This window comes from Micromonospora sp. DSM 43699 (genome assembly GCF_055517075.1).
This window is the reverse complement of record NZ_JBTMMT010000004.1, coordinates 70844-90438: the sequence shown is the minus strand read 5'-3', so window position 1 is coordinate 90438 and position 19595 is coordinate 70844. Positions and strand designations below refer to the sequence as shown.

The 19595-nt window shown below is 74.2% G+C and carries 21 protein-coding genes; 14 read left to right on the top strand and 7 right to left on the bottom strand.

Annotated elements, in window-relative coordinates:
* Positions 1 to 14 precede the first annotated feature (14 nt).
* Positions 15 to 854, bottom strand: coding sequence for a UbiA family prenyltransferase (locus tag AC0AIB_RS03905; protein ID WP_328342344.1), 840 nt, complete (start codon positions 852 to 854; stop codon positions 15 to 17).
* Positions 855 to 900: 46 nt separating this feature from the next.
* Between AC0AIB_RS03905 and AC0AIB_RS03900 the strand changes: the two genes are divergently transcribed.
* From AC0AIB_RS03900 to AC0AIB_RS03885, 4 genes are all read left to right on the top strand, one after another.
* Entirely contained in the window at positions 901 to 1659 is a 759-nt protein-coding gene (locus tag AC0AIB_RS03900) for a methyltransferase domain-containing protein (protein WP_328342346.1), read from the top strand.
* Positions 1660 to 1703: 44 nt separating this feature from the next.
* Positions 1704 to 2870, top strand: a complete 1167-nt coding sequence (locus tag AC0AIB_RS03895; RefSeq protein ID WP_328342347.1) for an acyl-CoA dehydrogenase family protein — start codon at positions 1704 to 1706, stop codon at positions 2868 to 2870.
* Positions 2871 to 2928: 58 nt separating this feature from the next.
* Positions 2929 to 3990 (top strand): type III polyketide synthase, encoded by a 1062-nt coding sequence (locus AC0AIB_RS03890; RefSeq protein WP_328342349.1) that lies wholly within the window; start codon positions 2929 to 2931, stop codon positions 3988 to 3990.
* 91 nt (positions 3991 to 4081) lie between these two features.
* Complete coding sequence (locus tag AC0AIB_RS03885) at positions 4082 to 4642, top strand: hypothetical protein (RefSeq protein ID WP_465096024.1); 561 nt, start codon at positions 4082 to 4084, stop codon at positions 4640 to 4642.
* A gap of 81 nt (positions 4643 to 4723) precedes the next feature.
* Here AC0AIB_RS03885 and AC0AIB_RS03880 read toward each other — a convergent pair whose 3' ends face one another.
* Entirely contained in the window at positions 4724 to 5443 is a 720-nt protein-coding gene (locus AC0AIB_RS03880; protein WP_328342352.1) for a hypothetical protein, read from the bottom strand.
* 328 nt (positions 5444 to 5771) lie between these two features.
* Between AC0AIB_RS03880 and AC0AIB_RS03875 the strand changes: the two genes are divergently transcribed.
* From AC0AIB_RS03875 to AC0AIB_RS03860, 4 genes are read left to right on the top strand one after another with little or no spacing between them, the layout of a single operon-like run.
* Positions 5772 to 6257, top strand: coding sequence for a CarD family transcriptional regulator (locus AC0AIB_RS03875; protein ID WP_091610855.1), 486 nt, complete (start codon positions 5772 to 5774; stop codon positions 6255 to 6257).
* Positions 6258 to 6311: 54 nt separating this feature from the next.
* Positions 6312 to 7007, top strand: a complete 696-nt coding sequence (gene ispD / locus AC0AIB_RS03870) for a 2-C-methyl-D-erythritol 4-phosphate cytidylyltransferase (RefSeq protein WP_465096023.1) — start codon at positions 6312 to 6314, stop codon at positions 7005 to 7007.
* A gap of 16 nt (positions 7008 to 7023) precedes the next feature.
* Positions 7024 to 7506: a 2-C-methyl-D-erythritol 2,4-cyclodiphosphate synthase gene (gene ispF / locus AC0AIB_RS03865; RefSeq protein ID WP_328342358.1), complete on the top strand. Its 483-nt coding sequence runs from the start codon at positions 7024 to 7026 to the stop codon at positions 7504 to 7506.
* A gap of 8 nt (positions 7507 to 7514) precedes the next feature.
* A complete protein-coding gene (locus AC0AIB_RS03860; RefSeq protein WP_465096022.1) occupies positions 7515 to 8810 on the top strand; it encodes a tetratricopeptide repeat protein in 1296 nt (431 codons plus the stop codon).
* Positions 8811 to 8902: 92 nt separating this feature from the next.
* On the opposite strand, the gene AC0AIB_RS03855 is transcribed toward AC0AIB_RS03860, so the two are convergent.
* On the bottom strand, positions 8903 to 10084 hold the full coding sequence (locus AC0AIB_RS03855) for a cupin domain-containing protein (RefSeq protein ID WP_465096021.1): 1182 nt from the start codon (positions 10082 to 10084) through the stop codon (positions 8903 to 8905).
* A 95-nt stretch (positions 10085 to 10179) separates the two neighbouring features.
* On the opposite strand from AC0AIB_RS03855, the gene AC0AIB_RS03850 reads away from it, so the two are divergent.
* The 5 genes from AC0AIB_RS03850 (at position 10180) to AC0AIB_RS03830 (ending at position 14700) form a co-directional block, all read left to right on the top strand.
* Complete coding sequence (locus tag AC0AIB_RS03850) at positions 10180 to 11070, top strand: hypothetical protein (RefSeq protein WP_328342361.1); 891 nt, start codon at positions 10180 to 10182, stop codon at positions 11068 to 11070.
* A complete protein-coding gene (fahA, locus tag AC0AIB_RS03845; protein WP_328342363.1) occupies positions 11067 to 12263 on the top strand; it encodes a fumarylacetoacetase in 1197 nt (398 codons plus the stop codon). Before AC0AIB_RS03850 ends, fahA begins: the two co-directional genes overlap by 4 nt.
* Before the next feature lie 225 nt (positions 12264 to 12488).
* Positions 12489 to 12698, top strand: coding sequence for a DUF397 domain-containing protein (locus AC0AIB_RS03840; RefSeq protein WP_328342365.1), 210 nt, complete (start codon positions 12489 to 12491; stop codon positions 12696 to 12698).
* A 108-nt stretch (positions 12699 to 12806) separates the two neighbouring features.
* Complete coding sequence (locus AC0AIB_RS03835) at positions 12807 to 13289, top strand: SRPBCC family protein (protein ID WP_328342367.1); 483 nt, start codon at positions 12807 to 12809, stop codon at positions 13287 to 13289.
* A gap of 163 nt (positions 13290 to 13452) precedes the next feature.
* The gene (locus AC0AIB_RS03830) at positions 13453 to 14700 is read left to right on the top strand and encodes an outer membrane protein assembly factor BamB family protein (RefSeq protein WP_465096020.1); all 1248 of its coding nucleotides are present in this window, start codon (positions 13453 to 13455) and stop codon (positions 14698 to 14700) included.
* A gap of 95 nt (positions 14701 to 14795) precedes the next feature.
* On the opposite strand, the gene hisC is transcribed toward AC0AIB_RS03830, so the two are convergent.
* From hisC to hppD, 4 genes are read right to left on the bottom strand one after another with little or no spacing between them, the layout of a single operon-like run.
* Positions 14796 to 15899 (bottom strand): histidinol-phosphate transaminase, encoded by a 1104-nt coding sequence (gene hisC, locus AC0AIB_RS03825; RefSeq protein ID WP_328342371.1) that lies wholly within the window; start codon positions 15897 to 15899, stop codon positions 14796 to 14798.
* Positions 15896 to 16897, bottom strand: a complete 1002-nt coding sequence (locus AC0AIB_RS03820; RefSeq protein ID WP_465096019.1) for an RDD family protein — start codon at positions 16895 to 16897, stop codon at positions 15896 to 15898. Before AC0AIB_RS03820 ends, hisC begins: the two co-directional genes overlap by 4 nt.
* Before the next feature lie 40 nt (positions 16898 to 16937).
* Positions 16938 to 17696 carry an RDD family protein gene (locus tag AC0AIB_RS03815; RefSeq protein ID WP_328342375.1) on the bottom strand — a complete coding sequence of 253 codons (759 nt, stop codon included), beginning with the start codon at positions 17694 to 17696 and terminating at the stop codon, positions 16938 to 16940.
* Positions 17697 to 17707: 11 nt separating this feature from the next.
* Positions 17708 to 18913, bottom strand: a complete 1206-nt coding sequence (hppD, locus tag AC0AIB_RS03810; RefSeq protein ID WP_465096018.1) for a 4-hydroxyphenylpyruvate dioxygenase — start codon at positions 18911 to 18913, stop codon at positions 17708 to 17710.
* 141 nt (positions 18914 to 19054) lie between these two features.
* Between hppD and AC0AIB_RS03805 the strand changes: the two genes are divergently transcribed.
* Complete coding sequence (locus AC0AIB_RS03805; protein ID WP_328342379.1) at positions 19055 to 19555, top strand: Lrp/AsnC family transcriptional regulator; 501 nt, start codon at positions 19055 to 19057, stop codon at positions 19553 to 19555.
* The last annotated feature ends 40 nt before the right edge of the window (positions 19556 to 19595 follow it).

The window sequence follows — 19595 nt, the reverse complement described above, 5'->3', positions numbered from 1 at the left end:
CGGGCGGGTGCCGGTCAGACCACCCGACCACTCGCCACCAGTAACACCACATCGATCAGGGCCACCACCATGACCGCCCGGAACGCGGCCACCGAGCGACCGCCACCCCGGGTGGCGGCGCGTCCCGCGTACCAGCCGACGGCCGGGACCGCGACGGCCGCGACGACGGCCGCCCAGCCGACCCACGACGGTGGTCCGGGTGGCCCGAGGACCAGGGTGACGGTGGCGGCGAGCAGCAGTCCGGCGGCGGCCAGCCGGCTCCCGGTGGCACCGAGCCGGTGCGGCAGGCCGCGTACTCCCGTGCGGGCGTCGTCGGCCAGGTCGGGCAGCACGTTGGCGAAGTGCGCCCCCGCGCCCAGGCAGGCCGCCGCGACGATCAGCCAGACCGGTGGCGTCGGTGCCCCCGGGAGGGCGAGCACCACGAAGGCGGGCAGCGTGCCGAAGGAGACCGCGTACGGCAGCACCGAGAGCGGGGTGGACTTCAGCGGCCAGTCGTAGAGCAGCGCCGAGACCAGGCCGAGGGTGTACCAGAACGCGGCGACCGGGTTGGTGGTCGACGCCAACAGCACGGTGGCGATCGCGGCCAGCCTGGCGGCCACCACCACCGTGCGGCGATCCACCAGCCCGGCGGCGATCGGCTTGTCGGTACGCCCCACCGTGGCGTCCCGCCCGGCGTCCACCGCGTCGTTGGTCCAGCCGACGGCGAGCTGGCTGGACAGCACGGTGAGCACCACGGCGACCGTCCCGGCCGGACGGTGGCCGACCCCGACGGCGAGCAGTCCGGCCACCGTGGTCACGGCCAGGCCCGGTTCCGGATGACTCGCCCTGACCAGCCCCGACATCGTCCTCGACATACGGGAAGTCTGGTCGTTACCGGCCGGTCGTGTCACGCTCGGTGCCATGCGTGACGCTGCGGTGTCCAACGGTGTCCGGGTGCTGCCCCCCAACGACCCCCGCCAGTACGACGACCTCGCCGGTGAGTGGTGGCGGCCCGACGGCGCCTTCGCGATGCTGCACTGGCTGGCCCGCGCCCGCGCGGCCCTGGTGCCGCCGGCGACCCGGCCCGACGCGGTCCTGGTCGACCTCGGCTGTGGTGCCGGGTTGATGGCCCCCCACCTGGCCGGCAAGGGCTACCGGCACGTCGGGGTGGACCTCACCCGGTCGGCGCTGGAGCAGGCGGCGGCACACGGGGTGACGGTGCTCGCCGCAGACGCCACGGCGGTGCCGCTCGCCGACGGTTGCGCCGACGTGGTGGCCGCCGGTGAGCTGCTCGAACACGTGCCCGACTGGCGGTCGGCGGTCGCCGAGGCGTGCCGTCTGCTGCGCCCCGGCGGGCTGCTGGTGCTGGACACCCTCAACGACACCGTGCTGGCCCGGCTGATCGCGGTGGAGCTGGGTGAACGGCTGCCCACGGTGCCCCGGGGCATCCACGACCCACGGTTGTTCGTGGACGACCGGGAATTGGTCGCCGAGTGCGCCCGGCACGGTGTCGCGCTGCGGGTGCGGGGGGTCCGCCCGGGTCTGCGGGGCACACTGGGCTGGCTGGTGCGGCGCGCCCTCGGGGGTGTCGGCCGGGGACGGCGCGACGGCGGGCCCAGGATCCGACAGACCTGGTCGACGGCGGTGCTCTACCAGGGCCGTGGGGTCCGACACGGGTAGCCGCCCCGGTTCGGGGTACCAGGAACACCCAGGAAGGGGAGCGGATGACTGTGGACGTACTGGCGGCGGCCCGCCGGTTGGCGCCGAGGTTCGCCGCGCGGGCGGCTGGCCACGACCGGGACGGCACCTTCCCGGTCGACGACTTCGCCGACCTGCGGGAAGCCGGGCTCTTCGGGTTGATGGTCCCGGCCGGGCTGGGGGGCGTCGACTCCTCCTTCGCCGGGTACGCGGCGGTCGCCACCGAGCTGGCCCGGGGCAACGGCGCGACCGCGCTGGTGTTCAACATGCACGCCTCGGTCACCGGCGCGCTCGGCGCGGTCACCGAGGAGTTGGCCGAGGCGTTGGGCGTACCGGACGAGGCGCTGGCTGCCCGGGACCGGCTGCTCCGGGCGGCGGCCGAGGGCGCCTGGTACGCGGTGGCGATGAGCGAACGCGGCGCGGGGGCCCGGCTGTCCCGGCTCAGCACGGTCTACGAGCCGGTCGACGGCGGTTGGCGGGTCAAGGGGAGCAAGGCGTTCTGCTCCGGGGCCGGTCACGCCGACGGCTACCTGGTGGCCGCGCGCAGTGCCGTCGACCCGTCGGTGGTGTCCCAGTTCCTGGTCCCCGCCGGGGAGGGGGTGACCGTGGAGCCGACCTGGGACGCCCTGGGCATGCGGGCCACCTCCTCGCACGACCTGCACCTGGACGTGACCGTGCCGGCGGACCGGCTGCTCGGCGGCGTGGAGGGGCTGGCCCTGGTGGTCGCCCAGCTCATGCCGCACTGGCTGGTGGCCAGCTATGCCGCCGTCTACGTGGGGGTGGCCCGCTCGGCGGTGGACGCCGCCGCCGAGCACCTCAACGCCCGGGACCTGGGCGGTCTGCCGGCGGTCCGGGCCCGGCTCGGCCGGGCGGACGCGGCGGTGGCGGCGGCGGAGCTGGTGGTGGCCGAGGCGGCCCGCCGGGTCGACGACGCCCCCGGTGACGAGGAGACGAACCGGTGGGTATGGCGGGCGAAACTGCTCGCCGGCAGCACGGCGGCGGAGGTGGCGGCGTCCATGCTGGAGGCGGCCGGCACCTCGGCGACCCGGCGGGGGCATCCGCTGGAACGGCTCTACCGGGACGCCCGCTGCGGCTCGCTGCACCCGGCGACCTCGGACGTGTGCGCCGACTGGCTCGGGGTGGCGGTGCTCGGGGGTGACCCGGACCGCGACGGAACGGCCCCTCGTTGGTGAGGGTGACGGAGGTCGGGGTGGCCGCCGGAGGCGCAGTGTCGACGAGAGGTGGGGACAGATGGCCGTGCCGTTGATCGCGGGGCTGGGTACGGCGCATCCGCCCGGTGCCAGCCAGGACGAACTCTGGACGGGGTACTTCGCGAAGCACTTCTCGGGTGCCACCCGGGCGCTGGCCGAGCGGATCTTCGCCAACTCGGGGGTGTCCCGCCGGCAGGCGGCGGTCAACCCGCTGCTGGAGGACGTCTCGGACTGGCCGACCGAGCGACGGATGCGGCGTTACCAGGTGGAGGCCCTGCCGCTGGGCAAGGAGGCGGTGGGCCGGGCGTTGACCGTCGCCGGGCTCGCGGCGAGCGACCTGGGCCTGTTCGTGGTCTGCTCGTGCACCGGCTACGCCACCCCCGGGCTGGACATCCTGCTCGCCCGTGACCTGGGCATGGCCCCGGACACCCAGCGTATGTTCGTCGGGCACATGGGCTGCTACGCGGCCCTGCCGGGGCTGGGCGCGGCGGGTGACTTCGTGACCGCGCGGGGTCGACCGGCGCTGCTGCTCTGCGCCGAACTGACCAGCCTGCACATCCAGCCGGCATCGGCCCGGATGGATACCCAGCAGATCATCTCGCACGCCCTCTTCTCCGACGCCGCGGTGGCCGCCGTGGTGGTCCCGGGGGCGGAGACCGGCACGCCGGGCTACGCGTTGCGCGAGGTCGCCTCGGTCACCGACACCTCGACCGCCGACCACATGACCTGGGACGTCACCGACACCGGTTTCCGGATGGGCCTGTCGCCGAAGGTGCCGCAGGTGCTATCGACGCACGTCCGGGGGCTGATCGACGGGCTGCTGGCCCGGCACGGCACGACGATCGCCGAGGTGGACGGCTGGGCGGTGCATCCCGGTGGGCCGCGCATCCTCAACGTGGTGGAGCGGGAGTTGGCACTGCCCGACGACGCGCTGGCGGCCTCCCGGGCGGTCCTCGACGAGCACGGCAACTGCTCCTCGCCGACGGCGTTGCTGATCGTGGACCGGCTGCTCCGGCGAGCGGTGCCGCCCCGGTGGATCGTGCTGCTCGCCTTCGGCCCGGGGCTCACCCTCTACGCGGCTCTCCTCGAACGCCGGTCCTGACCGCCCTGGTCCGCGGTGGAATGCCTGGTCGGGGCCGGTGGACTCGGCGCTGCGCCGAGCGCCGTGGCCGGCGTCTGGCTACCCTCGCCGGGTGGGGGTCGAGGCGGGCGGTGGGGACCGGCTGCGCGGTGCGGTGCTGGCCGGCGCGGTCCTGCTCGCCCTGCTCGGGGGCGGCTGGTGGTGGTCGGCCACCGCCCCGGCGACCGGCCGGACCGGGACGGCGACGGTGTCGCCGGAATCGTCGGCCCGGACGGAGGCGACCCGGCGCGTCGTGGTGATCGACCCCCGGACCGGTCGGGTGCTGGGGTCGACCGAGCTGCCCGGCGCTTCCGGCGACCCCGACGTGGGGCTGCCGACGTTCACCGACACCCGGTGGCGCGAGCGGATGACCCTGGTGGCCGGGCGGGCGCCGGTCCGCCGGGAGTCGGTGGCCGACGGCGCGCGGCACCTGTTCCAGTACCGCTGCTCGGGAGACGGCACCCTGCTGATCTCGATCCTGCACGACGATCCGCCGGAACGACGACAGACCGACTGCGACGGTGAACTGGTCGCGTGGGAGCTGACCGGCCCGGACGGGCTCACCCGGTTGGAGTTCTCGGCGGTGGGGCCGGGGTCGGTCGAGTTGGAGGCGCAGGTCGTCGCGGTGCCCTGAGCGACGCTTACTGCGCGGCTATGCCCGCTGCGCGGGGCCGGCCGGCACCCGCACCGGCACTTCCTGGCCCTCGTGGCGGGGTCAGCCGGCGAGCCGGGCCAGGTCGTCCCGGTAGTCGACGGCGGCACCCAGCTCGGGCAGGACCCGGACCACCGTGCCGGCCCGGTCCGCCAGCAGCGCCGGGGCGGTGTCGGGCCGGGCGGGCAGGTGCAACGCGGCGCGCAGTTCGCCGGTGGGGTCGGCGAGGGCGCGTACCGGGCCGCCGACGGGTGGGGCGGGAGTCACCTCCCGCCCACCGGCGACGCTTACCACCTGGACGCCCTCGGGTGCGGCGCTGGCGGCGGCGGCCACCTGCGCGGCGCAGGCGCACCCGTCCACCAGAATGATCATTGCGGGCAGCAGACCGCGTAGCGGGACCGGCCGCTGGTCGACGTCGACCAGGTCAAGGGCAGGCAGCGACCGGCCGACCAGCGGTGGTGGCGAGGCCGACTGCGGCAGCACGGTGGGCCGGTCGGTGCCGCGGGACGACCGGGGCCAGGTGACGGTGACCAGACCGACGGTGGTGGCCAGCACCGCCACCAGGAGCATCAACAGCGGTAGCCCGAGCGGTGGTCGGCCGTCCGGGCGGGGGGTCAGCCCCAGCCGCCGTCGCCAGCGGGTGGCCGAGCTGCGGCGGCGCAGCTCGCGGCGCAGCTGGGCGGCCTCCTCGGCGAGCGCGGACGCGTCGTCCGGCACCACCACCCGACCCCACTCCGGCGGCAGATCGGGCAGTCCGTGTCCCTCTGCGTCAGGCATGCCCATCGGACCCCCCGGTAAGCGGTGCGGCGAGCGGTGTGCGGTACCCCTCCAGCCTCCCGCACGGACCCTCCTGCCGCCAGACCTGGGCGGCCGGGACGCCGCCGGGCTACCATGGGAGGAGCGCATAGCCCGAGAAATCCACGCTCCGTCCGCCCGTACCGGGTTGTCATCCGCTGCTCACGGAGCGTGTCTGAACCATTGGTTTGGCCGCCTGTCAAGCCGAAGCAAGACCTCTCACAGGGCCCCTGAGCTGCGCCAACGGTCAGGACGGCAGCGGGACATTGGTGCCTGAGCGTGTTACCCTAGACACAGCGAAAGGGGTTTCGAACCTATGGTTTTCAGCGTCGGCGAGACCGTTGTCTACCCCCACCACGGGGCCGCACTCATCGAGGCAATCGAGACTCGGGTCATCAAGGGTGAGCCCAGGGAATACCTGGTTCTGAGGGTCGCGCAGGGTGACCTGACGGTCCGGGTGCCCGCCGAGAACGCCGAGATCGTGGGCGTCCGTGAGGTGGTCGGCGAAGAAGGCCTGGGAAAGGTCTTCGACGTGCTCCGGGCACCGCACACCGAGGAGCCGACCAACTGGTCGCGGCGTTACAAGGCGAATCTGGAGAAGCTGGCCTCCGGCAACCCGCTGAAGGTCGCCGAGGTCGTCCGCGACCTGTGGCGTCGGGAGCGGGAGCGGGGCCTTTCCGCGGGTGAGAAGCGCATGCTCGCCAAGGCCCGTGACATTCTCGTCGGCGAGGTCGCGCTGGCCGAGAAGAGCACCAAGGACGAGGCGGAGTCGCTGCTCGACAAGGTCCTCACCGAGGCCTGATCCCACCGCATCGTCGTACCCACTGCGTAGCGAAGAATTCCCGAGGACCGCGACGTGACCGCGCAGCTCAATCCGCGCGGTGACGTCGCGGTCCTCGTTCCTGCCGCCGGTGCCGGGGTAAGACTCGGTCCGGGTGGTCCCAAGGCGCTCCGGCTGCTCGGCGGGGAGCCCCTGCTGGTGCACGCGGTACGCCGGATCGCGGCCGCCCCGTCGGTGCACACCGTGGTGGTGGCCGCGCCGGCCGCCGAGGTCGACGCGGTCCGGCGGCTGCTGGCCCCGGTGGCCCCGGTCCTGGTGGTGGCGGGTGGTGCCGAACGACAGGCGTCGGTGGCGAACGCCCTGGCCGCCGTGCCGCCGGGTCCGGGCATCGTGCTGGTGCACGACGCCGCCCGGGCGCTCACCCCGGCCGCACTGGTCGAGGCGGTGGCGGCGGCGGTCCGGGCCGGCCACGACGCGGTGATCCCGGTGCTTCCCGTGGTCGACACGATCAAGAAGGTGGACGGCGACGGCGTCGTCCTCGGCACCGTCGACCGGTCCGCCCTGCGGGCCGTGCAGACCCCGCAGGGTTTCCGTCGGGAGGTGCTGGCCGCCGCGCACGCCGCCGCCGGTGACCCGCTCACCGACGACGCCGGCCTGGTCGAGAAGCGGGGTGTGCCGGTGTTCTGTGTGCCCGGCTCCGAGTACGCGCTGAAGGTCACCCGCCCGTTCGACCTGACCCTGGCCGAGCAGCTGCTGGCCGCCGGGCATTGACGCGTACCCTCGATTCATGATCGTTCCCCGGGTCGCCGTCGGCACCGACATCCACGCCTTCGCCGCTGGCCGGCCGTGCTGGCTGGCCGGCCTGCACTGGCCCGGCGAGGACGGCCTGGCCGGGCACTCCGACGCCGACGTGGTCGCGCACGCCGCCTGCAACGCACTGCTCTCCGCCGCCGGGCTCGGTGATCTCGGGGCCAACTTCGGGGTCGACCAGCCGGAGTGGGCCGCCGCCTCCGGGGTGGCGCTGCTCACCGAGTCCGCCCGCCGGGTCCGCGCGGCCGGGTTCGGGATCGGCAACGTCTCGGTGCAGGTGGTCGGCAACCGGCCCCGGATCGGCCCGCGTCGTGAGGAGGCACAGCGGGTGCTCTCCGCGGCGGTCGGTGCACCGGTCACCGTCACCGCCGCCACCAGCGACGGGCTCGGCTTCACCGGGCGGGGCGAGGGCCTGGCCGGCATCGCGGTGGCCCTGGTCTACGACGCGGCGGCGGGGTAGGGCCGGCAGTGACCGACGACGAATCGACCCTGGACGGCTACCGGCAGCGAGCCCAACTGCTTGCCGAGCTGGGCCGCTACGACGAGGCCGCCGAGGAGCTGGGCTTCGCGCTCGCCCTGGCCCCGGCCGACCCGTCCGCATTGACGCTGCTGGCCCGGCTGCACCTCGCCGCCGACCGCCCCGGTGCGGCGGTCGCCGCCGCCGACGCGGCGATCGGCGGCCCGTCGGCACTGCCGGACCCGCCTGGCCCGTCGGCACTGCCGGACCCGCCTGGCCCGTCGGCACTGCCGGACCCGCCTGGCCCGTCGGCCCCGCCAGGCTCGCCCGGCTCGTCTGGCCCGCCCGGCCCGTCGGCCCCGTCCGGCTCGCCCGGCCCGTCGGCCCCGCCAGGCTCGCCCGGCTCGTCGGAACAGGTGGGCTTCTCGGTGCCGCCTGTCACACCAGGACCGCCGCCGCCGGGCCGGACCGCACCGGCGGTCGGGTCCGGCCCGTCCGGGGAGGTCGGCGCGATGGTGCCGACCGCCGCGCTTGTCGTCCGGGCGATCGCCCTCGCCGACCTGGGGGAGTACGCCGAGTCGGCCCGTACCGCCGATCGGATCCTGGCGGCCGGGCCGGCCGACGCGTACGCCCAGCGGAGCGCGGCGGCGATCCTGGCCGAGGCGCGCAACGGCCAGCCGGCGCTGAACGCGGCCTGGCGTGGGGTGGAGCTGGCCCCCGACGAGCCGCAGGCGCACCTGGTGCTGGCCCTGGTCGCCGGCCGGCTGGAGCTGTTCGACCTGGCCGAGCGGGCCTACCGGGAGGCGCTGCGGCTCGACCCGGAGCTGGCCGAGGCCCGGCACGACCCGGGGGTGCTACGGCTGGAGCGGCGTCGCTGGGTGCTGGCGCTGGAACAGGTTGCCGCGTTGGCGCCGGTGCACCCGGCCCGCGCGGAGAAGCTGCCGCTGTGGACCGGGCTGCGCCGGTTCGTCCTGGTCGGTGGCGGCTGGTCGCTGGTCGCCAGCCTGCTGCTCGCCGTCCTGGCCGCCGGCGGGGCGGGGGCGAGCCGACTGGTGGCGGTGCTGGCGGCGGCCGGTGGCGGCCTGCTGGCCTGGCGGCTGGCCCGGCAGGTCCCCGAGCTGAGCCGGGTGGTCCTGCCGGTGCTGCGCCGGGAGGACCGGCCGTTGGCCCTCGCCGTGTACGCCGTCCCGACCGCCCTGGCGCTGCTGCTGCTCTTCGCCCTGGTGGGCAGCCCGTGGCCGCTGGTGCTCGCCATCGCCGTCGCGGTGCCCGCCACCCTGATCGCCGCCACCCGCGCGGGCGTCTAGGGCGGTCCCGCCGGGGCGTTCAGGAACGCCGGGGCAGTCGGCGGCAGGAACGCCGGGCGGTCGGGTGCGCCAGGGCAGTCGGCAGCGGATGGTCAGGGGCGGCGGGTCCAGGTCCAGGCGTAGTCGGTGTCCTCGCACTCCACGGCGGCGTCGCAGAGGTCGAGCGGGCGGAAGGTGTCGACCATGACGGCCAGCTCGTCGAAGAAGTCGACGCCGATCGAGCGTTCCGCCGCACCCGGCTGCGGGCCGTGGGTGAAGCCGGACGGGTGCAGCGAGATCGAGCCCTGCCCGATGCCGGAGCCGCGTCGGGCCTCGTAGTTGCCGCCGGTGTAGAAGAGCATCTCGTCGGAGTCGACGTTGTGGTGGTGGTACGGCACCGGGATGGCGTCGGGGTGGTAGTCGACCTTGCGGGGGACGAACGAGCAGATCACGAAGTTGGGGCCCTGGAAGGTCTGGTGCACAGGCGGCGGCTGGTGGATGCGGCCGGTGATCGGCTCGAAGTCGTGGATGGAGAACGCCCACGGGTACTGGTGCCCGTCCCAGCCGACCACGTCGAACGGGTGGTGGGCGTAGACGTGCCGGGTCCAGGCGGTGCCGGTGGCCCGGGAGCGGTGCCGGACCAGCACCTCGACGTCGGTCCCGTCGACGAGCAACGGCGCGTCCGGCCCCCGGACGTCCCGCTCGCAGTACGGCGAGTGTTCGAGGAACTGGCCGCGCACCGACAGGTAGCGCTTCGGTGGGCCGATGTGCCCGCTGGCCTCGATGGTCAGCAGCCGGACCGGGGTGTCGCCGGTGGGGACCAGCCGGTGCACTGTCGAGGTGGGGACGACGACGTAGTCGCCGGCGACCAGGTCGAGTGCGCCGAAGGTGGACTCCAGCCGCAGCGTGCCCGCCTCGACATAGAGGCACTCGTCGCCGGTGGCGTTGCGGTAGAGCGGGGACGGCCGGTCGGCCAGCGCGTACCCGATCCGGACGTCGTCGTTGGCGAGCAGGTGACGCCGGCCGAGCACCGGGTCGGCCCCCGCGCCGGCGAGCTGGTGGGTACGCAGGTGGCGCGGCTTGAGCGGATGGTTCGGCAGCCGGGTGTAACCGGGTGGGGTGAACTCCTCGGCGGCGACGATCGCGGTCGGCGGATGCCGGTGGTAGAGCAGGGACGAGTCGGCGGAGAAGCCCTCCTGGCCCATCAGCTCCTCGGTGTAGAGGCTGCCGTCGGGCTGGCGGAACTGGGTGTGCCGCTTGCGGGGCACCTCGCCGAGGCTGCGGTAGTACGGCATGTCGCCTCCCGTTTCATCCCGATATCCGGCCGGTGGCGTCCGATAACCGGACGTTGCTGTCCGTTCCTTGACAGCGTCCCGTAGATTCTTGTCTCGTGTCAACGCAGGTCCCCCGCCTCCTCGCCGGGCTCGTCGACGACGCCGCCGTCTTCCCGCCCGGCAGCGCGTCGCTGCCCGACGCGCTCGTGGCGCACCGCGAACACCACACCTCCTGGTATTCCGCCCTGGTCGGCCCGCTGCTGGTGCCCGCCTCCGCCGTCGCCGCCGGCACGCTGACCGGCCTGGTCGACCCGGCCGAGAGCTTCGTGGTCGGGCTGATCGGCGACACCGGCATCGCCCGGCTGCCCGCCGCGCTGACCGGCCTCGCCGCCGCCGGCATCGTGGTCCGGCAGGTCGAGGTGGCGGTCGCCCACCGCGGTGAGGACCCGCAGCCCGGCCTGGCCGAGCTGCTCCGGCTCGCCGGGGCGGGGGCGGACCGGGAGCCCACCCGGTCCGGCGACCTCGACTGGTACGCCGAGCTGCCGCTGACCTTCGGGCTGAGCGCCGCGCTCGACACCCTCGCCGAGGCCCGCGCGGCAGGCGTACCGATCGCCGCGAAGTTCCGCACCGGCGGGCTGGCCGCAGAGCTCTTCCCCACCCCGGTCGAGCTGGCCGCGGTGATCTGCGCCTGCCGGGACCGGGAGGTGCCGTTCAAGCTGACCGCCGGGCTGCACCACGCGGTGCGCCACCTCGACCCGGAGACCGGCTTCACCCACCACGGCTTCGGCAACGTGCTGGCCGCCACCCTCGCCGCCGCCGCCGGTGCCGAGGTGGACGCCGTCGCCGTACTGCTCGCCGACACCGATGCGGTACGGCTTGTCGAGCCGGCCCGCGCGGCCCGCGACGCCGACCGTCCGCTGTGGGTGGGGTTCGGCTCGTGCAGCGTCCGGGAACCACTTACCGATCTGATCCGGCTGGGGCTGGTGAACGGGGGATTCGACAGATGAGCTGGGTGCCGGGCGTGGACGGGTCGCCGTACGGGGTGACCAACCTGCCGTACGGGGTGTTCCGGCACGACGGGCAGCCGCCCAGGATCGGCGTACGCGTCGCCGACCTGGTGTTCGACCTGGCCGGCGCGGAGTCGGCGGGGCTGGTGCTCGCCGCCGGGGCGTTCGGCCGGCCCACCCTCAACGACTTCATGGCGCTGGGTCGCCCGCAGTGGACCTCGGTCCGGCAGCGCCTGGCCGAACTGCTCACCGACCCGGCGCACCGGGCCGCCGTGGAGCCGCTGCTGGTGCCACTGGCCGAGGTCGAGCTGATGCTGCCGTTCGAGGTGGCCGACTACGTCGACTTCTACTCCTCCGAGCACCATGCCGGCAACGTCGGGCAGATCTTCCGCCCCGGCCAGCCGCCGCTGCTGCCGAACTGGAAGCACCTGCCGATCGGCTACCACGGCCGGGCCGGCACGGTGGTGGTCTCCGGCACCCCGATCGTCCGCCCGACCGGGCAGCGCGGCACCGACCAGGGCCCCACCGTCGGCCCGTCGGTACGCCTCGACATCGAGGCCGAGGTGGGTTTCGTGGTCGGGGTGCCGAGCGCGCTGGGCGACCGGGTGCCCACCGCCGACTTCGCCGACCACGTCTTCGGGGTGGTGCTTGTCAACGACTGGTCGGCCCGGGACATCCAGGCCTGGGAGTACCAGCCGCTCGGGCCGTTCCTCGGCAAGTCCTTCGCCACCTCGGTCTCCGCCTGGGTGACCCCGCTGGACGCGCTGGCCGACGCGTTCGTGCCGGCCCCGGAGCAGGAACCGGCGGTGCAGGACTACCTGCGGCAGACCCCGCACCTGGGCCTCGACCTGCGGCTTTCGGTCGAGTGGAACGGCGGGCGGGTCACCGAGCCGCCGTTCGCCGGCATGTACTGGACCCCGGCCCAGCAGTTGGCCCACCTCACCGTCAACGGCGCGTCCCTGCGGACCGGCGACCTGTACGCCTCGGGCACCGTCTCCGGCCCCGAGCGGGGTCAGGTCGGCTCGTTCCTGGAGCTGACCTGGGGCGGTGCCGAACCGGTCCAGGTCGGCGGGGACACCCGTACCTTCCTGGCCGACGGTGACACCGTCACCCTGCGGGCCACCGCCCCCGGCCCGGACGGCACCACCGTCGCCCTCGGCGAGGTGACCGGGCAGATCCTGCCCGCCCGCTGAGGCTCTCCGCCCCCGCCCGTCCCCAGGGCAGCCGGCCCGCTCCGACCGGTCCGTCCACCGGGCAGCCGGCTCGCTCCGCCGGCCGTCGCACCGGTTGTCCGATCGTCCGTGCCTCCCGCCGCGTTTGTCCTTCGGATTCCGTCGGCACACCCTGCGTCGCCCGCCTCCCGTCGGCGGCGTGGGGTGTGTCGGCGTGACACGTCCCAGCGGACAGGAGGTAGGAGCATGAACGATCTCGTCGGCGCGGTGTGGCGCACCAGTAGCCGCTCGAACGACCAGGGGCTCTGTGTGGAGGTGGCGGACAATCTCGTCCGTACCCGGGCAGTGGTCGGGGTACGCGACTCCAAGGACCCGTCGGGTCCGGCCCTGGTCATCGGCCCACCGGGTTGGGCGGCGTTCGTCGACGCCGTCCGGGAGGGGCTGTTCCGGCCCTGAGCGATGCGGTCACCGGTGCCCCGGACGGGGCACCGGTGACGGAAATTTCATCGTCCGACCTCCCGTCGGCCGCTCACTCCCCGTACGGTGGACGACACGGGAGGTGTCATGGCGACGGTTTCGGTCACCGATTTCATCGAGGCGCCGGCCGTCGACGTGTGGACACTCCTGACCGACCTGCCGGTCCGCGTCGACTGGCTCTGCACGGTCAGCGCCGTCGAGCTGCTCACCCCCGGGCAGTTCGGGCCGGGCACCGTCTGGCGGGAGACCCGCACCCGGCCGGACGGTGGCGACCAGCCGGAGGAGTTCGTCGTGCTGGCCGCCGAACCACCGCACCGACTGGAGCTCAGTTCCCCCGGCATCGGGGTGGACTACCGGATCAGCTGGACCCTGCGGACGGTCCAGCGCCGTCGCCGGGGCTGCACCGCCGTCACCGTCGAGCACCGGGCGGTGCCGACCGCCCCGTACGGCCGGATGCTGGCGCTGCTCTTCGGCGGCCTGGCCGCCCGGACGGTGGAGGGCGCGATCCGGCGGGACCTGACCGCGCTGGCCGCCACCATGCGCAGCACCGGCCGGGCCACCGCAGCCTGACCCGCCCCCGGCACTCCGCACCCCGGCAGCCGGCCCCGCACCCGCGCCCCGAGCGCCCGGGGACCTGGCCGGGATCGGGTTGGCGCATCCGTTCGCGCGACGCGGCGTGACCTGACCGGTCCCGAAGGGGAAGGCCTGGGTAGGGTGCCGGGCGGAGGTGGGCATGGGATTCCCCAAGGGACGGCGACGACTAGTGGTCGCGGCCGCCACGCTGCTCACCCTCGCGGTGGTCGCCGGCATCGGTTACCGGGTGCTCGCCCCCGCCGAGGTAAGCACGCCCGCCCAGGGCGCGCCGCCGTCGGCCGGCACCCCGGCGATCGGGGTGGTGGGCCGGCTGCCTGTCGCGCCGCTTGTGGTCGCGGGACGGCTCCGGGTCTACGCCGCCGACCGGCAGCTCTATGCCGACCAGCCCGCCGACGGCCGGAACCGGGTCACCCCGTTCTGGTCGTACCGGCGCTGGCCCGCCTCGCTCGACGGGGTGCTGGCGGCCGGTACGACGGTGCTCAGCCACTGGTCGGACGGGAAGCTGGTGGCGCTGGACGCCCTCACCGGCCGGGTCGCCTGGCGGGCCGACGGGCCCGAGCCGGACGACACCCCGCCAGCCCGGCGCACCGGGGCGGCCACCGTCTGGGACCCGCGCGGGATCTCCGTCGCATCCACCCCGGCGGGCCGGACGGTGCTTGTGGTCTCCGGGGCGGGCAGTCTGCGCGGCCACGACCTCGCCGACGGGCGGGCGCTCTGGCGGGTCGACGGTGACCCGGACTGCCGTACCGACCTGGGCACCACCGCCGCCGGGCAGGTCGTCTCGGTCGACTCCTGCGCCGGGCCGACGGCTGTCGAGTTCCGGGACGTCGCCACCGGCACGGTCGCCACCCGCTGGCGACCGCCGGACGCCCCCGACCGGTTCGCCGTCACCCCGGTCGGCTGCCTCACCCCCCGCTCGCAGTGCCGGGGGCTGCGCACCGACGCCGGCTCCGGCGGCCGGGGTTGGCAGGTCGGCCCGGGTGCGCCGATGGCCGCCCCCGCGCTGGACGCGGCCGACAGCACCCTGGTCGGTGAGCTGGCCGTCGGTGACGACGGCGGGGTGCTCAAGGGGCGGGAGGCCCGCAGCGGCAAGGAACGCTGGCAGCGCGGTGACCTGGGCCCGGTCCAGATCCTCGCCACCGAGGCCGGCCGGCTCTACGTGCTTACCGAACGCCGCGAGCTGGTCACCCTGGACCCGGTCACCGGTGCCCAGCGGTCCCGGTTCCCGATGACCCCCGGCCGGGACGGCATCGGCTGGAAACCCGGCCGGGCGTACGCGGCAGGCGGCTACGTCGCGGTGGAGCGGCTGCGGGAGCGCGCCGACCCGGACGACGACGACCAGGCGTACTTCCTGATGGCCGAGCCGGTGGTGCTCGCCGCGACCTGAACCCGGCCCCGGCGAGCCCTGACCTGGTCCCGCCCGTCGGCGCCCGGCCCGCCGAGCCCTGGTCCCGCCCCCATCGAGCCCGTGACCGAACGGGCTCAGGACAGCGCGGCCTCTGCGGCGGCCAGGAAGGCGTCGTTCTCGGCCGGGGTGCCGATGGTGACCCGTACCCCGTCGCCGGGGAACGGCCGGACGATCACGCCGCGCGCCTCGCACGCCCGACCGAACTCCACGGCCCGCCCGCCCAGCGGCAGCCAGACGAAGTTGGCCTGGCTGGACGGCACGTCGGGGACGAGCTTGCGGAGCGCCTCGGTGACCCGGTCCCGTTCGGCGACGACAAGCGCGCAACGGCGCTCGACCTCGTCGGCCTGGGCCAGCGCGGCAAGCGCCCCCGCCTGGGCGGCGGTGCTCGTGGAGAACGGGGTGACCACCTTGCGTACCGCCGCGGCCACCTCCGGGGCACCGACCAGCCAGCCGATCCGCAGCCCGGCCAGCCCCCACGCCTTGGACAGGGTGCGCAGCACCACCACGTTGGGCCGGTCGAGGTAGGTCAGGCCGTCCGGCACCTGTGGGTCGGTGACGAACTCCCGGTACGCCTCGTCGATGACGACGAGCACGTCGTCGCCGACGGCGTCGAGGAACCGGTCCAGCTCCGGCTTGCGTACCGCCGTGCCGGTGGGGTTGTTGGGGTTGCAGACCAGCACCATCCGGGTCCGGTCGGTCACCGCCGCGGCCATCGCCGCCAGGTCGTGCCCGTGGCCGGCGTCGTTGGGCACCCGCACGCTGTTCGCCCCGCTGGTCGCCGCGATGATCGGGTACGCCTCGAACGAGCGCCACGAGTAGAGCAGCTCGTCGCCGGGCAGGCAGGTGGCCCGGACCAGGTGCTCGGCCAGCGCCACCGACCCGCAGCCGGTGGCGATCCGGTCGGGGTCCACGCCGTACCGCTCGGCGAGCGCGGTGCGCAGCGCCACCACGCCCATGTCCGGGTAGCGGTGCGAGCCGGTGACCGCCTCGGTGACCGCCTCGACCACCCCGGGCAGCGGCCCGTACGGGACCTCGTTGCTGGCCAGCTTGATCGCCTCGGCCAGGCCCAGCTCGCGGGCCAGGTCGGCCGGACTGCGCCCGGGTACGTAGTTGGGCAGCGCGTCCAGGTCGGCGCGGGTCAGCCGCAGCGACGGCTGGTGACGTCCGGTGTCGGTCATGGGGTGTCTCCCGGGGGCTCGGGGGCGGCGCGGTCGGTGGGGGTGTCGGGGCTGTCGGGTCGCGGCACCTGCACCACTACCGTCTGGGCCCGCTTGTCGTGCAGCGCCTGGCGCAGCGGGTGGTCGAAGAGCGCGGAGACCGCGTCGACGAACTGGAGCAGCAGGCCGAAGCCGCAGCAGAACCAGAGCAGGGTGGGCATGCCCATGGTGCTCCACCGGCGGGTGGCCCGGCCGAAGCCGAGCGGCTGGTCGGCGTCGACAGGCACCGCCCGGATGCGCAGCAGCCGCTTGCCCAGGGTCTGCCCGCCGGAGGCCATCGTCGGCACCTCGTAGGCGAACCAGAGCGCGGTCGCGATGACCAGGATGGCGATCTGGAGGCCGCCGGCCTGCTCGCCGATGGTGGGCAGGCCCTCCCGGGAGGAGTCGCCGGCCATCGCCCGGCGGACCGCCTCCCGCAGGTAGGGCGCGGTCTCCTCGAAGTACCGCCAGACGAACCAGCCGTTGACCACCGCGTTGAGCAGGAAGACGGCACCGAAGTCGATCAACCGGGCGACCAGCCGGGCGCCGTAACCGGCAAGCGGCACGCCGTGCGGGCGCGGCTCCGGGGGACGCCCCGGCCAGGTCGGGTACGGCCAACCGGGCGGCGGCCCGCCGGGCTGACCGACCCCGTCCACGCCCGGCTGCGCTGCCCCGGGTCGTCCCGCGACCGGCGGCTGCCCGGCCCAGGGCGGGCCGGAGGTCCCCGGTGGTGTGCCAGGTGCACCGGGGGCGGTCGGGGCCCACGGGGATGCCGAGGGTCGACCGGCCGTCGTCGGTCCGCCGGCGGCGGGGGACGTCGGGGCGGGCGGCTCTTCGACCGGCTCCGGTTCGGGCGGCGGCGGACCGTCCGGTGGGGTGGCGTCGACCGGGATCGGGGCACCGATCCAGCCCTCACCGTCCCACCACCGTCGGGTGGTCGGCTCGGCCGGGTCGACGTGCCACCCTGGTTGCACGCTCACGGTCTCGCCCTGCGCTGTCCGGTGCGGTCGCTCTGCTCGCTCACCCGGCAACCTTAACGACGATGGTGCCGGCGAACTTGTCGTGGAGGCACTGCTGCCACGGCTTGTCCCAGAGCTGCCACAGCCCGTCGAGGTAACTGAAGCCGGGAATGACCGCCCCGCCGACCTGGTGGACGGCCCACCGCTTGGCCGCCGCCTTCCGGGTCAGCGTGCCGGCCGGGTCGAGTGGCACCACCTGGAGCTTCATCGCCCGCTTGCCGATGGTCTGCCCGGTCCTGAACATCATCTCGACCTGGTAGAGGTAGCTCAGAACGAACATCACCAGGAAGATCACGGCCTCCAGCGCCAGCAGCGGCAGCAGGAAGGCGGTGAACGGGTCGGCGATGGGCTGGCCGTCGGACCCGGTGCTCAGGTCCGGCAGGACCAGCGTGAAGAAGACGATGAAGGCCGGCACGATGAAGACCAGGCTGGCCGCCCCGAGCACCAGCCCGTCGATGAGCACCGCGAGCAGCCGGTCGCCGAAGCCGGCCAGCGGCAGCCCGCGCGGCGAGAACCCCGGAAAGCCCGGCGGTGCCGTGCCGGGTGCCGGCGGTGGGTATCCGGGCAGGCCGGCGTACGGGCCGGGTGGCGTCGGGTAGGGGCCGGGCTGCGGATACCCGCCGGGTGGGGCGGGGTGGGGGCCGGGTTGCGGCGGCACGGCGTACCCCTGGGGGGTGGGGCCGGAGGGCGGGGCGAAGCCGCCGGCGGCGGGCGGAGGCCCACCGGCCGGCGGCGTCGGGTGTGTCGGAGGCTGCGTCACGCGGGACAGTGTTACAAATTGCCGCGCGCTTCCTGCTCCCGCTCGATGGCCTCGAACAGCGCCTTGAAGTTCCCCTTGCCGAAACCGAGCGAGCCGTGCCGCTCGATCAGCTCGAAGAAGACCGTCGGGCGGTCCTGCACCGGCTTGGTGAAGATCTGGAGCAGGTAGCCGTCCTCGTCCCGGTCGACCAGGATCTTGCGGGACTTCAGCTCCTCGATCGGCACCCGCACGTTGCCGATCCGGGCCCGCAGCTCCGGGTCGTCGTAGTACGAGTCGGGCGTGTCGAGGAACTCGACACCGGCCGCCCGCATCGCGTCGACGCTGGCCAGGATGTCGTTGGTGGCGACCGCGATGTGCTGCGCGCCGGGCCCCTGGTAGAACTCCAGGTACTCGTCGATCTGCGACTTCTTTCGGGCCACCGCAGGCTCGTTGAGCGGGAACTTCACCTTCCGGGTGCCGCTGGCGACGACCTTGCTCATCAGCGCCGAGTAGTCGGTGGCGATGTCGTCGCCGATGAACTCCGCCATGTTGGAGAAGCCCATCACCCGCTTGTAGAACTCCACCCACTCGTCCATCCGGCCGAGTTCGACGTTGCCGACCACGTGGTCGACGGCCTGGAAGAAGCGCTTCGGCTGGAGGCCGGCGGCGATCATCGGCTGCCGGTCGACGATCGGCCCCCGGGCCACGAAGCCGGGCAGGAAGGGGCCGGTGTAGCGGGACCTGTCGACCAGGCTGTGCCGGGTGTCGCCGTAGGCGGCGATGGTGGCGAGCCGGACGGTGCCGTGCGCGTCGGTCACGTCGTGCGGCTCGACCAGGCCGGTCGCGCCCTGGGTCAGGGCGTGCGCGTACGCGGCGTCGACGTCCGGCACCTCCAGCGCGATGTCGCTCACCCCGTCGGAGTGCTTCGCGACGTGGTCGGCGCCGGTCGCGTCGGGGCGGACCGCGCCGGTCAGCACGAACCGGGCCGAACCGCTTGTCAGCACGTACTCGGCGTGGTCCCGGTAGCCCTGCTCCGGCCCCCGGTAGGCCACGCAGGTCATGCCGAACGCGGTGGAGTAGTAGTGCGCGGCCTGCTTGGCGTTGCCGACCAGGAAGTGCACGTGGTCGAGGCCCTTGACCGGGAACGGGTCACGGGTGATGTCGTGGTCGACTGCGCCGATGAGCGTGTCGACGTCGATGTCCTCGGTCGACTGGGGTCGGTCGATCGCCTGGGTCACGGTGGCCTCCCTCGGTTGCGGCCGGCTTCGTGGGCCGGTGGTCCGACAGCTCTTTGCCGGAAGCATCGCGGTGGCCGGGTCCACTGGGCAACCGTCACCTTTTCCCCTGGTCAGGTTGCGCAATCGGTAGGGTGTGCAGCCATGAACGCTGGTCATGGTGTACAGCTCGACGAGTTGGACGGCAGGCTGGTCCAACTCCTCGCCGACGAACCCCGGATCGGGGTGCTGGAGTGCTCCCGCCGGCTCGGGGTGGCCCGGGGCACCGTCCAGGCCCGGCTCGACAAGCTGGTCGACCGGGGGGTGATCGGCGGGTTCGGGCCGGAGATCCGCCCGGCGGCGATCGGCTTCGCGGTGACCAGCTTCGTCACCCTGGAGATCAGCCAGCGGCACGGCCACGACACGGTCACCGCCCACCTGGCGGCGATCCCCGAGGTGCTGGAGGCGCACACCATCACCGGGGCCAGCGACCTGCTCTGCCGGATCGTGGCCCGTTCCAACACCGACCTGCAACGGGTGATCGACCAGATCGTCTCGTCCGAGGCGATCCGCCGGGCCTCCACGATCATCGCGCTCGCCGAGCAGATTCCGTACCGCACGCTGCCCCTGCTGCGTTCCGCCGCCGGCCGTGATCAGCTCAGCTGATCCGATATAGCAGTATCCGCACGTATTGTTAGCGCTATTT

Coding starts and splice junctions, on each gene's coding strand:
- AC0AIB_RS03855 (WP_465096021.1), bottom strand. CDS start 10,084: ATGCCGTACTACCGCAGCCTCGGCGAGGTGCCCCGCAAGCGGCACACC.
- hisC (WP_328342371.1), bottom strand. CDS start 15,899: ATGACCGACACCGGACGTCACCAGCCGTCGCTGCGGCTGACCCGCGCC.
- ispF (WP_328342358.1), top strand. CDS start 7,024: ATGATCGTTCCCCGGGTCGCCGTCGGCACCGACATCCACGCCTTCGCC.
- AC0AIB_RS03830 (WP_465096020.1), top strand. CDS start 13,453: ATGGGATTCCCCAAGGGACGGCGACGACTAGTGGTCGCGGCCGCCACG.
- AC0AIB_RS03880 (WP_328342352.1), bottom strand. CDS start 5,443: ATGGGCATGCCTGACGCAGAGGGACACGGACTGCCCGATCTGCCGCCG.
- AC0AIB_RS03835 (WP_328342367.1), top strand. CDS start 12,807: ATGGCGACGGTTTCGGTCACCGATTTCATCGAGGCGCCGGCCGTCGAC.
- AC0AIB_RS03905 (WP_328342344.1), bottom strand. CDS start 854: ATGTCGAGGACGATGTCGGGGCTGGTCAGGGCGAGTCATCCGGAACCG.
- AC0AIB_RS03890 (WP_328342349.1), top strand. CDS start 2,929: ATGGCCGTGCCGTTGATCGCGGGGCTGGGTACGGCGCATCCGCCCGGT.
- AC0AIB_RS03900 (WP_328342346.1), top strand. CDS start 901: ATGCGTGACGCTGCGGTGTCCAACGGTGTCCGGGTGCTGCCCCCCAAC.
- AC0AIB_RS03805 (WP_328342379.1), top strand. CDS start 19,055: ATGAACGCTGGTCATGGTGTACAGCTCGACGAGTTGGACGGCAGGCTG.
- AC0AIB_RS03895 (WP_328342347.1), top strand. CDS start 1,704: ATGACTGTGGACGTACTGGCGGCGGCCCGCCGGTTGGCGCCGAGGTTC.
- AC0AIB_RS03840 (WP_328342365.1), top strand. CDS start 12,489: ATGAACGATCTCGTCGGCGCGGTGTGGCGCACCAGTAGCCGCTCGAAC.
- AC0AIB_RS03875 (WP_091610855.1), top strand. CDS start 5,772: ATGGTTTTCAGCGTCGGCGAGACCGTTGTCTACCCCCACCACGGGGCC.
- fahA (WP_328342363.1), top strand. CDS start 11,067: ATGAGCTGGGTGCCGGGCGTGGACGGGTCGCCGTACGGGGTGACCAAC.